At 69.2% G+C, this 17767-nt stretch carries 17 protein-coding genes and 1 pseudogene; 8 read left to right on the top strand and 10 right to left on the bottom strand.

The features are described 5' to 3' along the window. Together AC0KUR_RS36080 and queF are read left to right on the top strand one after the other, a co-directional pair. Positions 1–309: pseudogene (locus AC0KUR_RS36080) on the top strand (threonine ammonia-lyase, biosynthetic); the annotation flags it as partial. A 12-nt stretch (positions 310–321) separates the two neighbouring features. Beyond that, complete coding sequence (queF, locus tag AC0KUR_RS36085) at positions 322–1146, top strand: NADPH-dependent 7-cyano-7-deazaguanine reductase QueF (protein WP_034189576.1); 825 nt, start codon at positions 322–324, stop codon at positions 1144–1146. 88 nt (positions 1147–1234) lie between these two features. On the opposite strand, the gene AC0KUR_RS36090 is transcribed toward queF, so the two are convergent. The 3 genes from AC0KUR_RS36090 to AC0KUR_RS36100 form a co-directional block, all read right to left on the bottom strand. After that, positions 1235–1621, bottom strand: a complete 387-nt coding sequence (locus tag AC0KUR_RS36090) for a RidA family protein (protein ID WP_006751946.1) — start codon at positions 1619–1621, stop codon at positions 1235–1237. Positions 1622–1699: 78 nt separating this feature from the next. Next, complete coding sequence (locus tag AC0KUR_RS36095; protein ID WP_200086404.1) at positions 1700–3181, bottom strand: N-acyl-D-amino-acid deacylase family protein; 1482 nt, start codon at positions 3179–3181, stop codon at positions 1700–1702. A 2-nt stretch (positions 3182–3183) separates the two neighbouring features. Further along, on the bottom strand, positions 3184–4122 hold the full coding sequence (locus tag AC0KUR_RS36100) for a MurR/RpiR family transcriptional regulator (RefSeq protein WP_034189578.1): 939 nt from the start codon (positions 4120–4122) through the stop codon (positions 3184–3186). Positions 4123–4241: 119 nt separating this feature from the next. Between AC0KUR_RS36100 and AC0KUR_RS36105 the strand changes: the two genes are divergently transcribed. Together AC0KUR_RS36105 and AC0KUR_RS36110 are read left to right on the top strand one after the other, a co-directional pair. Further along, positions 4242–5522: an amino acid deaminase gene (locus tag AC0KUR_RS36105; protein WP_034189579.1), complete on the top strand. Its 1281-nt coding sequence runs from the start codon at positions 4242–4244 to the stop codon at positions 5520–5522. Positions 5523–5667: 145 nt separating this feature from the next. Then, the gene (locus AC0KUR_RS36110; protein WP_034189580.1) at positions 5668–6249 is read left to right on the top strand and encodes a DJ-1/PfpI family protein; all 582 of its coding nucleotides are present in this window, start codon (positions 5668–5670) and stop codon (positions 6247–6249) included. A gap of 68 nt (positions 6250–6317) precedes the next feature. On the opposite strand, the gene AC0KUR_RS36115 is transcribed toward AC0KUR_RS36110, so the two are convergent. Both AC0KUR_RS36115 and AC0KUR_RS36120 read right to left on the bottom strand, forming a co-directional pair. Then, positions 6318–6764 (bottom strand): MarR family winged helix-turn-helix transcriptional regulator, encoded by a 447-nt coding sequence (locus AC0KUR_RS36115; protein ID WP_049030230.1) that lies wholly within the window; start codon positions 6762–6764, stop codon positions 6318–6320. A gap of 58 nt (positions 6765–6822) precedes the next feature. Continuing rightward, positions 6823–8418 (bottom strand): MDR family MFS transporter, encoded by a 1596-nt coding sequence (locus AC0KUR_RS36120; RefSeq protein ID WP_473377247.1) that lies wholly within the window; start codon positions 8416–8418, stop codon positions 6823–6825. A 107-nt stretch (positions 8419–8525) separates the two neighbouring features. Between AC0KUR_RS36120 and AC0KUR_RS36125 the strand changes: the two genes are divergently transcribed. Beyond that, positions 8526–9368 carry an EcsC family protein gene (locus tag AC0KUR_RS36125; RefSeq protein ID WP_034189583.1) on the top strand — a complete coding sequence of 281 codons (843 nt, stop codon included), beginning with the start codon at positions 8526–8528 and terminating at the stop codon, positions 9366–9368. On the opposite strand, the gene AC0KUR_RS36130 is transcribed toward AC0KUR_RS36125, so the two are convergent. The 5 genes from AC0KUR_RS36130 to AC0KUR_RS36150 all read right to left on the bottom strand — a co-directional run bounded on the left by AC0KUR_RS36130 (position 9338) and on the right by AC0KUR_RS36150 (position 14635). After that, complete coding sequence (locus AC0KUR_RS36130) at positions 9338–10300, bottom strand: alpha/beta hydrolase (RefSeq protein ID WP_473377248.1); 963 nt, start codon at positions 10298–10300, stop codon at positions 9338–9340. The two genes, AC0KUR_RS36125 and AC0KUR_RS36130, sit on opposite strands and share 31 nt — an antisense overlap. A gap of 89 nt (positions 10301–10389) precedes the next feature. Continuing rightward, positions 10390–10824 (bottom strand): CHRD domain-containing protein, encoded by a 435-nt coding sequence (locus AC0KUR_RS36135; RefSeq protein WP_034189585.1) that lies wholly within the window; start codon positions 10822–10824, stop codon positions 10390–10392. 318 nt (positions 10825–11142) lie between these two features. Beyond that, a complete protein-coding gene (locus AC0KUR_RS36140; protein WP_301742336.1) occupies positions 11143–11916 on the bottom strand; it encodes a class II aldolase/adducin family protein in 774 nt (257 codons plus the stop codon). A gap of 162 nt (positions 11917–12078) precedes the next feature. After that, entirely contained in the window at positions 12079–13704 is a 1626-nt protein-coding gene (locus tag AC0KUR_RS36145; protein WP_034189586.1) for a phospholipase D family protein, read from the bottom strand. A gap of 214 nt (positions 13705–13918) precedes the next feature. After that, a complete protein-coding gene (locus AC0KUR_RS36150; protein ID WP_034189587.1) occupies positions 13919–14635 on the bottom strand; it encodes a FadR/GntR family transcriptional regulator in 717 nt (238 codons plus the stop codon). A gap of 128 nt (positions 14636–14763) precedes the next feature. On the opposite strand from AC0KUR_RS36150, the gene AC0KUR_RS36155 reads away from it, so the two are divergent. From AC0KUR_RS36155 to AC0KUR_RS36165, 3 genes are read left to right on the top strand one after another with little or no spacing between them, the layout of a single operon-like run. Continuing rightward, positions 14764–15564, top strand: coding sequence for a (Fe-S)-binding protein (locus AC0KUR_RS36155; RefSeq protein WP_069706855.1), 801 nt, complete (start codon positions 14764–14766; stop codon positions 15562–15564). Continuing rightward, positions 15561–16286 carry a LutC/YkgG family protein gene (locus tag AC0KUR_RS36160; RefSeq protein WP_034189589.1) on the top strand — a complete coding sequence of 242 codons (726 nt, stop codon included), beginning with the start codon at positions 15561–15563 and terminating at the stop codon, positions 16284–16286. Before AC0KUR_RS36155 ends, AC0KUR_RS36160 begins: the two co-directional genes overlap by 4 nt. Next, positions 16283–17728 carry a LutB/LldF family L-lactate oxidation iron-sulfur protein gene (locus AC0KUR_RS36165; protein ID WP_473377249.1) on the top strand — a complete coding sequence of 482 codons (1446 nt, stop codon included), beginning with the start codon at positions 16283–16285 and terminating at the stop codon, positions 17726–17728. Before AC0KUR_RS36160 ends, AC0KUR_RS36165 begins: the two co-directional genes overlap by 4 nt. Positions 17729–17767 lie beyond the last annotated feature (39 nt).

A 17767-nucleotide genomic window follows, 5' to 3' on the forward strand; every position in this document is an offset into this window, starting at 1 on the left:
GAACTGTCGAAGGAACACATCCGCTACATGGTCGGCGGCCGCTCGCCGCTCGCGCTCGACGAACGCCTGTTCCGCTTCGAATTCCCCGAGCGGCCGGGCGCGCTGATGAAGTTCCTGTCGTCGATGGCGCCGGACTGGAACATCAGCCTGTTCCACTACCGCAACCAGGGCGCGGACTACAGCTCGATCCTCGTCGGGCTGCAGGTGCCGCAGGCCGATCGCGCCGAATTCGAACGCTTCCTCGCGGCACTCGGCTATCCGTATGTCGAAGAGAGCGCCAACCCGGCTTACCGCCTCTTCCTGTCGTAAAGGCGTCACACGATGAACCCCGAACATTCCCCGCTCGGCAAGGCCACCGTCTACGCGGCGCAGTACGACGCGTCGCTGCTGTTCCCGATCCCGCGCGCCGGCGCGCGCGAGCAGCTCGGCATCACGTCGGCGCTGCCGTTCTTCGGCACCGACATCTGGAACGCGTACGAGCTGTCGTGGCTCAACGCGCGCGGCAAGCCGCAGGTCGCGGTCGCGACGTTCTACGTGCCGGCCGAATCGCCGAACATCGTCGAATCGAAGTCGTTCAAGCTGTATCTCGGCTCGTTCGCGCAGTCGAAATTCGACTCGATCGAAGCGGTGCGCGACGTGCTGAAGCGCGACGTATCGGCCGCGTGCGGCGCGACCGTGTCGGTGCAGCTGGTGTCGGCGCACGATTTCGGCAAGCTCGAGATGGACGAGCTAGACGGGCTGTCGCTCGACCGCCTCGACCTCGACACCGACATCTACGAACCCGATCCGTCGCTGCTGTCGGCCGCCGAGGACGAAGCGCCGGTCGAGGAGACGCTCGTGTCCGACCTGCTGCGCTCGAACTGCCCGGTCACGGGCCAGCCCGACTGGGGCAGCGTGCAGATCCACTACGTCGGGCCGCAGATCGACCACGCGGGCCTGCTGCGCTACATCATCTCGTTCCGCAATCACACGGGCTTTCACGAGCAGTGCGTCGAGCGGATCTTCCTCGACATCATGCACGCGTGCAAACCGGTGAAGCTCGCGGTGTACGCGCGCTATACGCGGCGCGGCGGGCTCGACATCAACCCGTTCCGCACCAACTACAACCAGCCGATGCCGGACAACGCGCGCACGGCGCGGCAGTAAGGACGGCCCGCGGCGGGCGCCAGACGAGACAGCCCGGTCGGCTTCCACCGACCGGGCTGTTTACCGTGCGCGGAAAAGCGCGGCCGCGTTACTTCGCCGGCGCCTTGTACGCGATGCAGTCGACCTCGACCTTGCAGTCGATGACCATGCTCGACTGCACGCACGCGCGTGCCGGCGGATGCTCGCCGAAGTACGACACGAACACCTTGTTGAACGACGCGAAATCGCGCGCGTCGTCGAGCCACACGCCGCAGCGCACGACGTGCTCGAGGCCGTAGCCGGCTTCCTTCAGGATCGCGATCACGTTCTCGATCGTCTGCTTCGACTGCGTGACGATGCCGCCCTCGACGACCTCGCCGTTCACCATCGGCGTCTGGCCGGACACATACAGCCAGCCGTCGGCCTCGACCGCACGCGCGAACGGCATCACCTGGCCGCCGGTCCCCTTCGCTTCGCCCACGCCATATCGCTTCATCGTTTCACTCCTCACATCTCGGTTGCGGATGCGCGCGCCGGCTGCGGCACGCGCGGAAGATCGGAACGGCCGCCGCGCTCAGAACGCGGCGTCGGCACTCGCCGCCACGCGCTCGCCGCGCGCGACGAACCCGCCGGCGCGCTCGCCGGTCGGCTGGCCGTTTTCGTGAGTCAGCACGCCGTTCACCCACACGGCATCGATCCCGTGCGCGGGCTGCTGCGGCTTCTCGAACGTCGCGGCGTCGATCACGCGCGCCGGGTCGAACAGCACGAGATCGGCGTGGTAGCCGACATGCACCTCGCCGCGCTTCGCGATCCCGTAGCGGCGCGCGGACAGCGACGTCATCTTGCGGATCGCCTCCTCGAGCGGCAGCAGGTTCGTGTCGCGCACGTAATGGCCGAGCACGCGCGGGAACGCGCCCCACAGCCGCGGATGCGGCAGCGGATCGTTCGGCAGCCCGTCCGAGCCGACCATCGTCGCGGGGTGCGACAGGATCCGGCGCACGTCGTCCTCGGACATGTTGTGGTACACGGCGCCGGCCGGGCGGATGCGCTGCGCGGCTTCCTGCTCGGTCACGCCCCAGTCGGCCGCGATCGCCTTGAGCAGCTTGCCCGCGACTTCCGGGTGCGGCTCCGACCACGTGATCGTGATGTCGATATCGCCCGTCACCTGCTTCAGGTCGAGCGTCGACGAGCTGCGGCTGTACGGATAGCAGTCGCAGCCGACCGGCTGGTAGCGGCGCGCGCCCTCGAGCGACGCGAGCACTTCGGTGCTGCGCCCCCAGTTCGACGGGCCCGCGCACTTCAGGTGCGAGATCACGACCGGCACCTGCGCATGGCGGCCGACGCGATACGCCTCGTCCATCGCGTCGAGGATCGCGTCGAATTCGGTGCGCATGTGCGTCGTATACAGCGCGCCGGCCTTCGCGAGCGGCTCGGCGAGCGCCATCACTTCCTCGGCCGGCGCCGCGAACGCGGAACCGTACGCGAGGCCCGACGACAGGCCGAGCGCGCCGTTCGCGAGCGCCTCCTCGAGCTGCGCGCGCATCCCGGCGATCTCGCCGTCGGTCGCCGCGCGGTCGAGACGGTCCATCTGGTTGTTGCGCAGCGCCGTATGACCGACGAGCGCCGCGACGTTCACGGCCGGGCGCGCCTCGTTCACGGCCGCGACGTAGGCGGCGAAGGTCGGGTACCGGAACGCGCCGCGCTCGCCGAGCAGGTTCATCGGGTCGGGCGGATCGCCCGCGAGCGTCACGGGCGACGCGCTGATCCCGCAGTTGCCGACGATCACGGTCGTCACGCCCTGCGAGATCTTCGGGATCATCTCCGGCGCGCGGATCACGTGCGTGTCGTCGTGCGTGTGCACGTCGACGAAGCCCGGCGCGAGCGCGCGACCGTTCGCCTCCACGACGTTCTCGGCCAGCCAGTTCGACAGGTTGCCGATCGCGGCGATCAGGCCGTTGCGGATCGCGACGTCGCGCGTGACGGGCGGCGCGCCGGTGCCGTCGTACAGTTGCGCGCCGACGATCAGCGTATCGGCGGCTTCGGGATGCGAATGCATGGTCAGTCTCCTACCGGTTGACGGTCTCCGCCGCCGCGGTGCGCATCGAGCGCGTGCTTGATGCGGCGCAGCGATTCCCGGCCCGCATCGCCGAGCCGCAATGCGACGCCGGTCACGAGCACGTCGATCGCCATCATCATCGCGTAGCGCGACGTCGAAGGCTTGTAGATGAAATCGGTTTCGAATGCGACGACCGGGATCAGGTGGTCGGCGAGCTTCGCGAGCGGCGACGCCGGCGCGGTGATCGCGATCAGCTTCGCGCCGTAGCGCTTCGCGAGCCGGCAGCTCTCGAGCAGCTCGGGCACGCGCCCGCTCACCGACAGCGCGACGACCACGGTGTCGCGCGACAGCGTCGCGGCCACCATTCGCTGCAGCACGCTGTCCTGGTAGCTCGCGACCGGCCGGCCGAAGCGCACGAGCCGGAAGCGCAGCTCGTCGGCGAGCGCGGTCGAGCCGCCGCCCTGCCCGTACACGTAGGTCATCTTCGCGCCGGCGAGCAGGTCGGCCGCCGCGTCGAACGACGTGTTGCGCAGCAGCTGGTGGTTGTGCGCGAGCGCCACGCGAATCTCGTCGTAGACCATCGACGCGGGGCTCGTGTCGTCGGCCGGCGCGTCGCCGGACGGCACCAGGAAGCGCTGGCCGACGGCCGCCGCCTGTGCGACGAGCACCTTCAGTTCGCGCACGTCGCGGCAGCCGACGGCCTTCGCGAAACGCGTGACCGTCGCGACGCTGACCTCCGCGTCGCGCGCGAGCGCGCCGATGCTCGCATGCGCGGCGCGCGCCAGATCGGCGAGGATGAACGCGGCGACCTTGCGCTCGGCTTCGCGCAGCTCGGGCGCGCATTCGGCGATCCGCGCGACGATGTCGAGGACCGGCGGGGCGGCCGGAGCCGGATGAAGCTCGGCCGCGAGCGGAGCGGACGGGGAGGCGGGCGTATTCATCTGCGGATAAGGGTGTGAAGCTCGATGTTACTAAATAACATCACCGCGCAGATGCTACTTTCTGTACCATCTGCGTGTCAACTTCAGTGCAATGCATAGTGATGATGGAGCGGGATGACATGAAAGTTACAAACTATCAGGAACCGACAATCAATCCGTTGGGCAAGGGGCTCGGCAACGTGCCGAGCGCGAGCGTGCCGCTCGACGACGCAGGCCGCCTCGAGTGGAACCTGCTCGCGGAAGACGTCAGCCTGCCGGCCGCCGTGCTTTACGAGGATCGCGTCGAACACAACCTGAACTGGATGCAGGCGTTCGTCCGGAAATACGGCGTCAAGTTCGCGCCGCACGGCAAGACGACGATGGCGCCGCAACTGTTCCGCCGCCAGCTCGACGCCGGCGCGTGGGGCATCACGCTCGCGACCGCGCACCAGACCCAGGCCGCGTATCACGGCGGCGTGCGGCGCGTGCTGCTCGCGAACCAGCTGGTCGGCCGCCAGAACATGACGATCATCGCCGGGCTGCTGTCGGATCCCGATTTCGAATTCTTCTGTCTCGTCGACTCCGCGGAAAGCGTCGACCAGCTCGGCCGCTTCTTCGGCGACGCGAAGAAACCGCTGAACGTGCTGATCGAGCTCGGCGTGCCGGGCGGCCGCGCGGGCGTGCGCGATGCCGCGCAGCGCGAGGCCGTGCTGGCCGCGATCGCGCGCTATCCGGACACGCTGAAGCTGGCCGGCATCGAACTCTATGAAGGCGTGCTGAAAGAGGAAGGCGAGATCCGCACGTTCCTGCAGGAAGCCGTCGCGCTCACGCGCGTGCTCGCCGAGGCAGGCCGCTTCGCGCGCACGCCGGCGATCCTGTCCGGCGCCGGCTCGGCGTGGTACGACGTGGTCGCGGAAGAGTTCAGGAAGGCGTCGGATGCGGGCTTCGCGGAAGTCGTGCTGCGACCGGGCTGCTACCTGACGCACGACGTCGGCATCTACAAGAAGGCGCAGACCGACGTGTTCGCGCGCAACCCGATCGCGCGCTCGATGGGCGAGGGGCTGCTGCCGGCATTGCAGCTGTGGGCGTACGTGCAGTCGGTGCCGGAGGCCGATCGGGCGATCGTCGCGCTCGGCAAGCGCGACGCGGCGTTCGACGCGGGCCTGCCCGAGCCGGCGCGCCACTTCCGTCCGGGCCGCGACACCGCGCCGCGCGACGTCGCGGCGACCGAAGGCTGGGCCGTGACCGGGATGATGGACCAGCACGCGTACCTGCAGATCCCGCCGGGCGCGGACGTGAAAGTCGGTGACATGGTCGCGTTCGACATCTCGCACCCGTGCCTGACGTTCGACAAGTGGCGCCAGGTGCTCGTGCTCGATCCGCAGTTCCGCGTGACGGAAGTCGTCGAAACGTTCTTCTGACGTCCATTGCGCGCACCGCCCCGCCGCTCGCGCGGGGCGGCCGTCACGCGCGCTTCAATCCGCCGGAGTACACTGCGCTTTCGTCCTCGGGGCCCGTCGCGCACGGCGCGAACGGGCCTTCAACGCTGCTTTACGGGAGAAAGCCATGGCCGCGAAGAAGATCCTGTTCCTGACCGGCGATTTCGCCGAAGACTACGAAACGATGGTGCCGTTCCAGGCACTGCAGGCCGTCGGCCACCATGTCGATGCCGTGTGTCCGGGCAAGCGCGCGGGCGACAAGATCAAGACCGCGATCCACGACTTCGAAGGCGACCAGACCTACACCGAGAAACCCGGCCACCAGTTCACGCTGAATGCCGCGTTCGACGACGTCGATGCGGCGCGCTACGACGCGCTCGCGATCGCGGGCGGCCGCGCGCCCGAATACCTGCGACTCGATCCGAAGGTGATTGCGCTCGTGCGCGCGTTCGCCGAAGCCGGCAAGCCGATCGCCGCGATCTGCCATGCGGCACAGTTGCTGGCGGCCGCCGACGTGATCCGCGGCAAACGCATTTCGGCGTACCCGGCCTGCGCCCCCGAGGTGAAGCTCGCGGGCGGCGAATACGCGGATATTCCGGTCGACGCGGCCGTGACCGACGCGCCGTTCGTCACCGCGCCTGCGTGGCCCGCGCATCCGGCCTGGCTCGCGCAATTCCTCGCGCTGCTCGGCACGCGCATCGAGCTGTAAGCCCGAAGCGGATCGGGATGACATGAAGCGGCGGCCGGCGGCGCCGGCGTGCCGCCCTGCCCCGCGCGTCAGCGCGCGGCCGGCGTCGAGCCGACGTCCGCGATCCGCGCCTCCAGCATCGCGAGCGCACCCGACAGCGCATTGAGCACGTCGTCCGGCAACTGCGCCATCGTCTGTTCGATGAACGCCTTGCGGCGCGGCAGGCACGCGTCGAACGCCGCGCGGCCTTCGTCCGTCAGCGTCACGTTGGTCACGCGGTTGTCGCGCGCATCGGATTCGCGCTCGATCCAGCCGAGCGCATCGAGCGACTTCAACTGGCGCGTGAGCGCGCCCGGATCGATGCGCAGCACTTCGACGAGCTTCTTCTGCGACGAATGCCCGCCCATCGTGTGCAGCGCGACCATGATGCGCCAGCGCGGCATCGGCTGCCCGACGTGCGCTTCGAACGCGGTCATGAACGCGCGATACGTGCGTCCGAATTGCTGCAAGATCGCGACGCGGTCCTGTTCTTCCATGCGCTGATGTCGTTCCGGTAAATCGTTGAATCGTTGAATCGTTGAATCGCCCGATCGGTCAATCGGCCGCGACGTGCGGCTCGATCTTGCGCCGCAACGCGATCGGCGGCACGCGGCGGCACTGCCACACCGACACCATGGCCACGACGGCCGCCATCGCGACGCCCAGGTGGATCGCGCCGACCAGCGATTCGCGGGCCGCTTCCAGCAGCAGCGCGCCATTATGCCCGGCGCGCGTGAGCGCCGCGACGAGACCGCCCTGTGCCGCGCGATCGATCAGGATCTGCGGATCGGCAAGCTGTGCATGCCACTGCATCGCGTGATCGGCCGACAGCGCGTCGCGCACGCCGCTCGAATACATCTGGTTGACGAGCGTGCCCGTCAGCGCGGTGCCGAGCATCCCGCCGACCATCCGCAGCGATTGCAGCAGCGCCGTCGCGATCCCGAGGTGCTCGCGTCCGGCTGCCTGCTGCGCGAATACGGTGAGGTTCGGCAGCACGAAACCGAGCCCGATGCCGCCCGCGACCATCAGCGCCATCAGCATCCAGGCCGGCGTCGTGTGCGTCGAGACGACGATGCCCGCGCACGCGATCGCGAACAGCACGAAGCCGACGTGCAGCATCGCGTTCGGATGGCGGATGCGCGTGACGACGCGTCCGTTCATGATGCTGCCGATCGTGATGAACACGACGAGCGGCGTGATCACGAGCCCGGCTTCCTTCGGCGACATCCCGAAACCGCCCTGGAACAGCAGCGGCGCGTAGAACAGCAGCGAGAACATCGAGAAGCCGGCGAGGATCGCGAGCACGAACAGCGCGGACAGCGCGCGGTTGCCGAACATGTCGAACGGCAAAATGGGCTGTGCGCAGCGCTTCTCCCAGTGCCACAGGCCGACGCCGGCCGCGACCGCGACGACGAGCAGCAGCGACGCCCAGCTCGCGACGCCGTACTTCGGCAGCCATTCGACGAACAGCTGCAGCGCGCCGAGCGACAGCGCGATCAGCAGCGCGCCCGGCCAGTCGAGCCGCATCTTGCGATCGTGCACGACGTGGCGCAAGTGCGGCAGGTAGCGCCACACGAAGAACAGCGACAGCAGGCCGACCGGCAGGTTCACGTAGAACACCGAGCGCCAGCCGAACGACTGGGTCAGCACGCCGCCGAGCGACGGGCCGACCGCGTTCGCGATGCCGAACGCGGAGCTCATCAGCACCTGCCAGCGCAGCCGCACGACGGAATCGGGGAACAGGTCGGGGATGCACGCGAACGCGGTACCGACCAGCATCCCGCCGCCGATTCCCTGCAGGCCGCGCGCGAGCACGAGGTACAGCATGTCGTTGGCCATCCCGCACAGCACCGACGCGCCGGTGAACACGACGATCGACACGATCACGAACGGCTTGCGGCCGTAATAGTCGCCGAGCCGGCCGAAGATCGGCACGGTGATCACGGAACTGAGGAGATACGAGGTCGCGACCCACGCGTACAGGTCGAAGCCCCTGAGTTCGGCGACGATGGTCGGCAGCGCGGTGCCGACGACCGTCTGGTCGAGCGCGACCAGCATGGTGACGAACGAGATGCCGATCATCGCCAGCAGCGATTCGCGGAACGGCAGGACTTGCCCGCTCGAGTGGTGGGCGGCAGTATGGACGGCCATTTTTTTGTTGATGCAACTTTTGACGAGTCAAACAATCTCAAAATTCTAGCATGCCGGAGTAATCTAGGCTGGCGACGGTTTGGGGCCTGTTCACGCCAAGGAGAGAAATGGAACCGATTTCAATCAACCCCGCGACGACGCTGTCGCCGGAGGATCGGGACGCGCTGGGGCGCGCGAAGCAGGTACTGGAAAGCCCGTCGCTGACGATGAAGCTGACCGGGATGCTCGGCGCGCCGGTCGAGAAAATGATCGCGCGGCTGCCGGATTTCGCGACCGGCAAGATCAACGACGCGACGCAGCTCGCGCTGCGCAAGTGCCTGAACATCGCGCTGCGCACGCTCGGCAAGCCGCCGGCGCCGGACGCCGAGCCCGACAAGCCGAGCAACCTGCTGCACAAGCTCGCGGTCGCGACGACCGGTGCGGCGGGCGGTGCGTTCGGCTTTCTCGCGCTGCCGGTCGAGCTGCCGGTGACGACCACGCTGATCTTCCGCTCGGTATGCGACATCGCGCGCAGCGAAGGCGAGGACCTGACGTCGGTCGATACGCAGCTGCAATGCCTGGCCGTGCTCGGCATGGGCGGCAACCCGGACAAGCAGGAAGAGGACGCCGATCTCGGTTATTTCGTGCTGCGCGGCGCGCTTGCGCAAGCGATCTCGAAGGCGTCGTCGGACATCACGACGAAAGGCATCGCCGCGCACAGCTCGGCGGCCGTGTTCAAGCTCGTGCAGACGGTCGCGTCGCGCTTCTCGGTGCAGGTGACCGAGCAGATGGCCGCGAAGTCGATCCCGGCGATCGGCGCCGTGCTGGGGGCGACCGTCAATACGCTGTTCATCGACCACTTCCAGCAGATGGCGCACGGCCATTTCACCGTGCGCCGGCTCGAGCGCAAGTACGGCGCGGCGGCCGTCAAGGCCGCCTATCAGGCGATCGACGCCTCGCCGACGCGCTGAACCGCGCGTTCGACCGCGACGCGGCGCAGGAACGCGGCCGCGCGGTCGAGCGCGTCGCGCGCTTCCGGCATCATCGGCGCGTACAGCTGCCACACGTGCGGCATGTCGGCCCACACCTCGATCTCCACCGCCACGCCGGCCGCCTTCGCCTGCTCGGCAACGCGGCGCGAATCGTCGAGCAGCACCTCGGTGCTGCCGACCTGGATATACAGCGGCGGCAGGCCCGTGAAATCCGCGTAGAGCGGCGATGCGTACGGATGCGTTGCCGGCGTGTCGCCGAGGTACAGCTTCGCGGCCTTCGGCAGCGCCGAGCCGGCAAACATCGGATCGGCGCCGTCGTTGGTGCGCAGCGTCGCGCCGGTGGCCGCGAGATCGGTCCACGGCGAGAACAGGATCGCGCCGGCCGGCAACGGTTCGCCGCGATCGCGCAGCGCGACGAGCGTCGCGAGCGCGAGGCCGCCGCCCGCCGAATCGCCGCCGAGCACGATCGACTCGGGCGGCGTGCCGAGCGCCAGCAGTTGCCGGTAGGCCGCGAGCGCATCGTCGAGCGCGGCCGGGAAACGGTTTTCGGGCGCGAGCCGGTAGTCGAGCGAGAACGAGCGCACACCCGCACGCTTCGTCAGGCCGAACACCAGCGGCCGGTGCGTTCTCGTCGAACAGAAGTAATAACCGCCGCCGTGGAAGTACAGCAGCGTGCGGCCGGGCCCGCGCCCCGCGCTCGCGTCGGTGCGCTCGAGCCACTCGCCGCGCAGCGGCGCATCGCCCGCGCCATGGCACTGGCGCAGCCGGTAGCCCGACGGCGCGCGGCGCGGCACGATCATCCGCAGATCGGTAAAGCGCCGCGCACGCGCGGGGTCGAGCACCTCGCGCGTGGTCTCGGGACGAAACTGCCAGCGCAGCAGCCAGCAGGCGAGCTTGCTTTGCCAACTCATCGAATGCACTCCGTCATCGCAGTGTGACGATGGTACGTGCGAACGTTCCCGCCCCGCTCGACAGGTGCCTCTATATCAAACGCCGGCGCTCAGTTCGCCGGCATCACCTGGCCGCGGATCTCGCCGGCCGGGTGCTCCTTCGTATGGACGTTGAAGTACCACTTGCCGCCCATCAGGTCGGTAACCTGCGCGTCGGTGAGTTCCTTCGAACCCTTGATCGGGCTCGCCAGCTCGTCCTTCGGGATCGGCACCTGCACGCCCGCATTCTGGCCGACCGGCGCGGGCCCGTGGAAATGCGCGGCGGTGGCCGGCCCCGTGAGGTGTTCGTAAGTGACCGTCCACTGCAGCGTATGGGTGGCCGTGTCGTACGTGGCGTCGACCTTGCCCGAACCCTTGGTCGCCGTGGGCGGGACTTCGCTCGACGGCTGGAGACTGGCGGACAGGCGCACCGTTTCGGCAGCGGCGCTGCCGGCGGCCAGCACGCCCGCGAGTAACGCGACCTGGAGCAAACGCAGCTTGAGCATGGACTCTCCTTGTACGACGTTGTACGCCGCCCGGACGGGGGCGCCAGATAGGATGGTAGTCGATCGCCGCCGTTGCGGGAGTCCGCCGAACGGCCAGGCAGCGAATCGTCACCGCGCCGCGACCGGCAGCGTCGCGTCAGTCTGCGTCAACCTGGAACGGACCTTTGCAACCCGACGGCTGAATCCGCGCGTGGCCTTTCGCTACACTTCGTCTCACAGTTGCTTGTTTCCTTCGTCCGAAGGAGTCTGCGAGTATTCACGCGGCCACCCGGCCGCGTTTTTTTTTGCATGCGCCGCCGGCAGCCGCGCCAGGTCGAGTCACGCGCGATAGCCGGGATCGATCCGATCGACGATACGCTGCAGCGCGTCGAACGCATCCTGCCCCGCGCCGTGCTTCGGATCGAAATTCAGCGAATCGCGCACGCACCCCTCGAGCACGGGCGGCGCGATCGGCAGCGGGCCGCCGATCGCATGCGTCGCGACCTGCACCTCGCACGCGCGGTTGAGCAGCCACATCAGCGAGAACGTCTGCGCGAGCGTCGCGCCGATCGTCACCGGTCCGTGGTTGCGCAACAGCAGCACGGGCCGCCCGCCCGCGCTCTCGACGATGCGCCGGCCCTCCTCCAGATGCACGGTGATGCCCTCGAAGTCGTGATACGCGATCTTCCCGTACAGCTGCGCCGAATAGAAATTGGAAAACGACAGCCCGTCGCGCGAGCAGCACACGGCCATCGTCGGCGTCGTGTGCACGTGCATCACGCAATGCGCATCGGGCAGCGCCGCATGGATCGCGCTGTGGAACGTGAAGCCGGCCGGATTGATCGGCCAGTCGGAATGCCCGATCACGTTGCCGTCGATGTCGATCTTCACGAGGTTCGATGCGCACACCTCGCGATAATGGAGCCCGAACGGATTGATCAGGAAATGCCCGTCCTCGCCCGGCACGCGCAGCGAGATATGGTTGTAGATCAGCTCGGTCCAGCCGAGGTGGTCGAAGATGCGGTAGGCGGCCGCGAGCTGCACGCGCGCCTGCCATTCGGCCTCGGAGAAGCGGGCGGGACGCGTGAACGGCTGGTTCGGTACACGTTGCATGGGGGAACTCCGGTTGCGGGTGCGCGCGGCGCGCACGGCACGGGCCGTCCGCGGCATCGTCACGCACGCCCATATAGTTGCGCACACAACCATATCACCTTCCCCGCGCACCGGTAACGCGGGTTTAGCCGGAGCGCTTCCGCCCCCTGTTTGCCGGGGCGCTCAAAGCTGATCGTCGACCGGCAGCAGGGTGAAGATGCCCGTCATCAGGTTGCGCATCAGCCCCGCGTGCGGATCGACGCGATAGGTCGCCGGCTGGCCGTCGTCGACGCCCGTCCATTCGAGTTCGGACGACCCGCCGCCCGCCGGCGCGGCGAGGCTCACGCGGTAGCTTTCGTCCGGCTGCGTCACGCGCGCGAAGATCGTCGCGACCTGCTCGGCAAGCGCCGGGCTGTGGATCACCAGCGCCAGTTCGGTATTCAGGTGCGCGGAACGCGGGTCGAGGTTCATCGAGCCGATCACGAGGATCTTCCGGTCGATCACATACGCCTTCGCGTGCAGGCTCGCGCGCGAGCGCGACCCGAACAGGCGCGGGCGCTGGCGGCCCGGCTGCGCCTTGAACTCGTACAGCTCGACGCCGTGCCGCAGCAGCGGCACGCGGTACGGCGCGTAGCCGGCCTGCACGGCGACCGCGTCGGTCGCGGCGAGCGAATTCGTCAGGATCGCGACGCGCACGCCGCGCGCGGTCGTGTCGCCGAGAATCTTCACGCCCGCGTCGTGCGGCACGAAATAGGGCGAAAACGCGAGGAATTCCTGCTGCGCGCCGCGCGTCAGTTCGACGAGGCGCTGCATCGGCGGGCTGACGTACGCGTCGGTCGGCCGAGCGACCTTGTCGGGTGCATCGACCTTGAACTCGGCCGGCGCCCACACGAGCCCGAGCTCGTCGCGCGCGATCTGCTGCGCGAGCGGCGTCGCGTTCAGCGGCTTCGCGTTGTACGGCTCGGCGTTCTCGCGCCAGTGGCTGCGCAGCCCGTCGCGCATCGCGTCGAGTTCCTTCGGATCGAACGACTGGTGATTCAGCACGCGCAGCGGATAGCTGCTCGCGCTCGACCAGTACGTGTCGAAGCTCGCCGACACGTCGTTCGTCACCGGGCCGGCGGCGAGCACGTCGAGATCGCGGAACTGCAGCGTCGGGCTCGCGCTGAAGTATTCGTCGCCGAGATTGCGGCCGCCGACGATCGCGAGCTGGTTGTCCGCGATCATCGCCTTGTTGTGCATCCGGCGCGTGAAGCTGTCGATGCGCGTGAAGAAGTTGGTCGTGCGCTCGACCATCCCCTGCCGCGACGCGCCGAACGGGTTGAACACGCGGATCTCGATGTTCGGGTGCGTGTTCAGCGCGGCCATCACGCGGTCGATGTCGCGGAAGTTCAGGTCGTCGACCAGCATCCGCACGCGCACGCCGCGATCGGCCGCGTACAGTGCCGCGGCGAGCAGCAGCTTGCCCGTCGTGTCCTCGGTCGCGATGTAGTACTGCATGTCGAGCGTCTTCGTCGCCGCGCGGGCGAGCGCGATGCGCATCTGCAGCGCCTGCGCGCCATCGGCCAGCAGCCGGAAGCCCGACTGGCCGGGATGCGCGGCCTCGGGTGCCGCCAGCGCGTCGCGCAGCGGCGTCGCGGTGTCGGGCGGCAACGCATGCGAAACCGGGCGATCGAGGGTGGTGGCGGGCGGATGCGTCGCGCACGCGGCGACGAGCGACAGCAGTGCGCAGACGGCCAGCGCACGGGCCGGGCGGCATGCGGCACGCCATGACGGCGCGGCCGGCGCGCGCCGGATGAAGGACGTGAGCACGGGAGCTTCCTCGACTGGCGGAACGACGGTCCGCATTCGCCGCGGCGCGCGGCTGGCGCGCCGCTCCGGCCGATTCTAGTGGGCGGCCGACGACCCGGTCAATCGCGCGGGCGGCGCACGGCGGCCCGCGCGCGGGCGGCTGCCGACGGGCGACGCCCGGAGATGCCCAATCCGCCGGCTGGACGCGCCTCGAGCGGATGTGGTCCGACCAATCTCACTGCCCGTCGCCGCTGCGCTCGAAATGGCTGCGCACATAGTCGATGTGCGTCTGCATCGCGGTGCGCGCCTCTTCGGGCCGCTGCGCGCAGATCGCGTCGCACACGACGCGGTGCTGTTGCAACAGCAGCTCGGACGCCTGCTCGTCATCCATCGTCATGCCCGCCACGTTGATCGAGATGTGCTCGCGCAGCATCCCGATCACGCTCGTATGCAGGTGCAGGAACATCGTGTTGTGCGACGCGAGCGCGATCGCCTCGTGCAGCTTCGCGTCGGTCGCGGCCTCGACGGCCGCGTCGTCGTTCGCGTGCGCGGTTTCGAGTTCGCGCAGCAGCGCGCGGATCCGGCGCCGGTCGTTCGCATCGGCCCGCAGCGCGGCGAAATAAGCGGTCGCGCCTTCGAGCACGCGGCGGAATTCGAGGATGTCGTCGCGCAGCGCCGGATGATCGGCGACCAGCTGGCCCCACGGCGACGCGATGCCCGCGCGCAACTGGTCGGTCACGTAGACCCCCGCGCCGCGCCGGCTCTGCAGCAGCCCGCGCGCGACGAGCCGCTGGGTCGCCTCGCGCACGGTATTACGCGCGACGCCGTACTGCTGCGCGAGCACGCGCTCGGCCGGCAGCCGCGCACCGGCCGGCCAGGTGCCGTCGAGCAGCGCCGTCTCGATCTTGCGCATCACCACTTCGGTCCGGCCCCGTGCCGTCATCGCTGCCATCGCCGCCTCTCCCCGCTCAATGCCTGTCACGCCGATTGGCCCAACCAATTTGAGCCGCGGCGCCGTCGCGGGAATTATGCAGCGAAATCGTCGACCCGCATGCCGGGCCGTCGCCCCTGGAGCGAGACATGAACGAAAGGCAGTACCCCGCCGCCGTCCCCGCGCACGTCTATCTGTTCGCGACCTGCCTGGTCGACCTGTTCGTCCCCGAAGCGGGGCTCGACGCGGTCCGCCTGCTGGAGCGCGAAAGTCTGACCGTCCACTATCCGCGCCGCCAGAGCTGCTGCGGGCAGCCGGCCTACAGCAGCGGCAATCCCGACGAAGCGCGCCGCGTCGCGGCCGCGCAGCTCGACCTGTTCGCCGAGCCGTGGCCCGTGATCGTGCCGTCCGGCTCGTGCGCAGGCATGATCCGGCACCATTGGCCAGCGCTGTTCGCGGACGATCCCGTCAACGGCCCGAAGGCCCGCGCGATCGCGGAACGGACCTACGAACTCGCGGAATTCCTCGTCCACGTACTCGACGTACGGCTCGACGCGGCCACGGCCGGCGCCGGGCCCGACGAGCGCGTCGTGCTGCACACGTCGTGCGCGGCCCGCCGCGAGATGGGCACGCGCGTCCATGGCGTCGCGCTCGTCGACGCGCTGCCCGGCGTGACCCGGATCGAGCACGAACGCGAATCCGAGTGCTGCGGCTTCGGCGGCACGTTCTCGCTGAAGCATCCGGACATCTCCGGCGCGATGGTGCGCGACAAGGTCGCGTCGGCCTGCGCGACGGGCTGCGACCGGCTCGTGTCCGCGGACTGCGGCTGCCTGCTGAACATCGGCCACGCCGCGGCCAAGGCCGGCGCGCCGCTGCCGGTCGAGCATCTCGCGAGCTTCCTGTGGCGCCGTACGTCCGGCGCCGCCTCGTTGCGCGGAGACAAGCGATGAGCGCGCGCGCCGCGATTCTCGCGCGCCTGCGCGCCGCCTCGCCGGGCGTCGCCGCAACGGCCGCCCCCGCGCTGGACGCGCGCATCGACACGCATTACGACAGGCGCCGCACCTCGACCGGACGCGACCCGCAGGCACTCGCACAGGCGATGCAGGCCGCGCTTGCCGCATCGCACGCGGACGTCTGGTGCGCGAGCGCCGACGCATGGCCCGCGCAGCTTGCCGCGCGCCTCGCCGACGCTGGCGTGCGCCGCCTGCTGCTCGACCCGGCGCGCGCCGAATCCGCGGCGCTCGCCCGTGCACTGCCCGACGCAGTCGCACCGGTGCCGTTCGACCGGCCGATCGACGCATGGAAGGCCGAGCTGTTCGACACGATCGATGCGGGCTTCACCGTCGCGCGCTCCGGTATCGCGGCCACCGGCACCGTCGTGCTCGCGCCCGATGCCGGCACGCCGCGCACGGTATCGCTGGTGCCGCCGCTGCATGTCGCGCTCGTCCACGCGAACACGCTGCATGCCGACCTGCACGCGGCCGTCCGGGCGGAACGCTGGCACGCCGGCATGCCGACCAACCTCGTGCTGGTGTCGGGCCCGTCCAAGACCTCCGACATCCAGCAGACGCTCGCCTACGGCGCACACGGCCCGCGCCGCCTGTGGGTCGTGATCGTCACCGATTCGGCCGCCTCGTCGGCCGCACCCGCTTGCGAGGAGCCGCCGCGATGAGCGACCACACGCTGCAATTCGTCGCCCCCGGCGACTTCAAGAGCCGCGCGCGCGCCGCGCTCGACGATCCCGCGTTGCGCCGGAGCTTTCGCGGCGCGATGGACTTCCTGCAGGGCAAGCGTGCGACGCAATTCCCCGACGACGACGAACTGCAGCAGCTGCGCGATCTCGGCGAAGCCGTGCGGCAGCACGCGCTCGCGCAACTGCCCGCGCTGCTCGAACGGCTGGAGACGAAGCTCACCGAGGCCGGCGTGCACGTGCACTGGGCCGAGACGGCCGCCGACGCGAACGCGATCGTGCTCGGCATCGCGCAGGCGAGGAAGGCGCGCCGCGTGATCAAGGGCAAGTCGATGGCGAGCGAGGAAATCGAGCTGAACCATTACCTCGCGGAGCACGGCGTCGACTGCATCGAATCCGACATGGGCGAATTCATCGTGCAGCTCGCGGACGAGAAGCCGTCGCACATCGTGATGCCGGCGATCCACAAGACGCGCGGCGACATCGCCGAGCTGTTCGAGGCACACATCCCCGGCACGCGCTACACGGAGGACGTCGACGAGCTGATCCAGACCGGCCGTCGCGCGCTGCGCCGCGCATTCGCCGAAGCCGACATCGGCCTGTCCGGCGTGAACTTCGCGGCGGCCGACACGGGCACGCTGTGGCTCGTCGAGAACGAAGGCAACGGCCGCCTGTCGACGACGGTGCCCGACACGCACATCGCGATCATGGGGATCGAGAAGGTCGTCGAGAAGCTCGAGCACATCGTGCCGCTGTCGAGCCTGCTCACGCGCTCGGCCACCGGCCAGGCGATCACCACCTACTTCAACCTGATCTCGGGCCCGCGGCGCGACGGCGAACGTGACGGCCCGCGCGAGCTGCATCTCGTGCTGCTCGACAACGGCCGCACGCAGGCATACGCGGACGACCAGCTGCGCGCGACGCTGCAATGCATCCGCTGCGGCGCGTGCATGAACCACTGCCCCGTCTACACGCGCATCGGCGGCCACGCGTACGGCACGACCTACCCGGGCCCGATCGGCAAGATCATTTCGCCGCACCTGCTCGGCCTCGACGCGACGGCCGACCTGCCGACCGCGTCGACGCTGTGCGGCGCATGCGGCGAGGTGTGTCCGGTGCGGATCCCGATCCCGCAACTGCTCGTGCGGCTGCGCACCGAGGCGAACCGCAAGCCCGACGAACCCGTCGCGCATCCGCTGCGCGGCCAGGGCGCGAACTACAACCGCGCGGAAGACCTCGTGTGGCGCTTCTGGTCGGGCGCGTTCGCGCATCCGCGCGCGTACCGCGCGTTCCGCTGGGCCGCGACGCGCCTGCATGCGCTGACGCCCGCGAAACAGATGGGCTGGACGCAGCACCGCACGCCGCTCGAACCGGCGCCGCGCAGCCTGTCCGACCTGCTGCGCGCCCGCGGCCAGCCCGAATAGCGCCCCCGCTTTCAAACCCGTACCCCGATAAATCCATGG

The organism is Burkholderia sp. YHN3-13, from assembly GCF_055810675.1.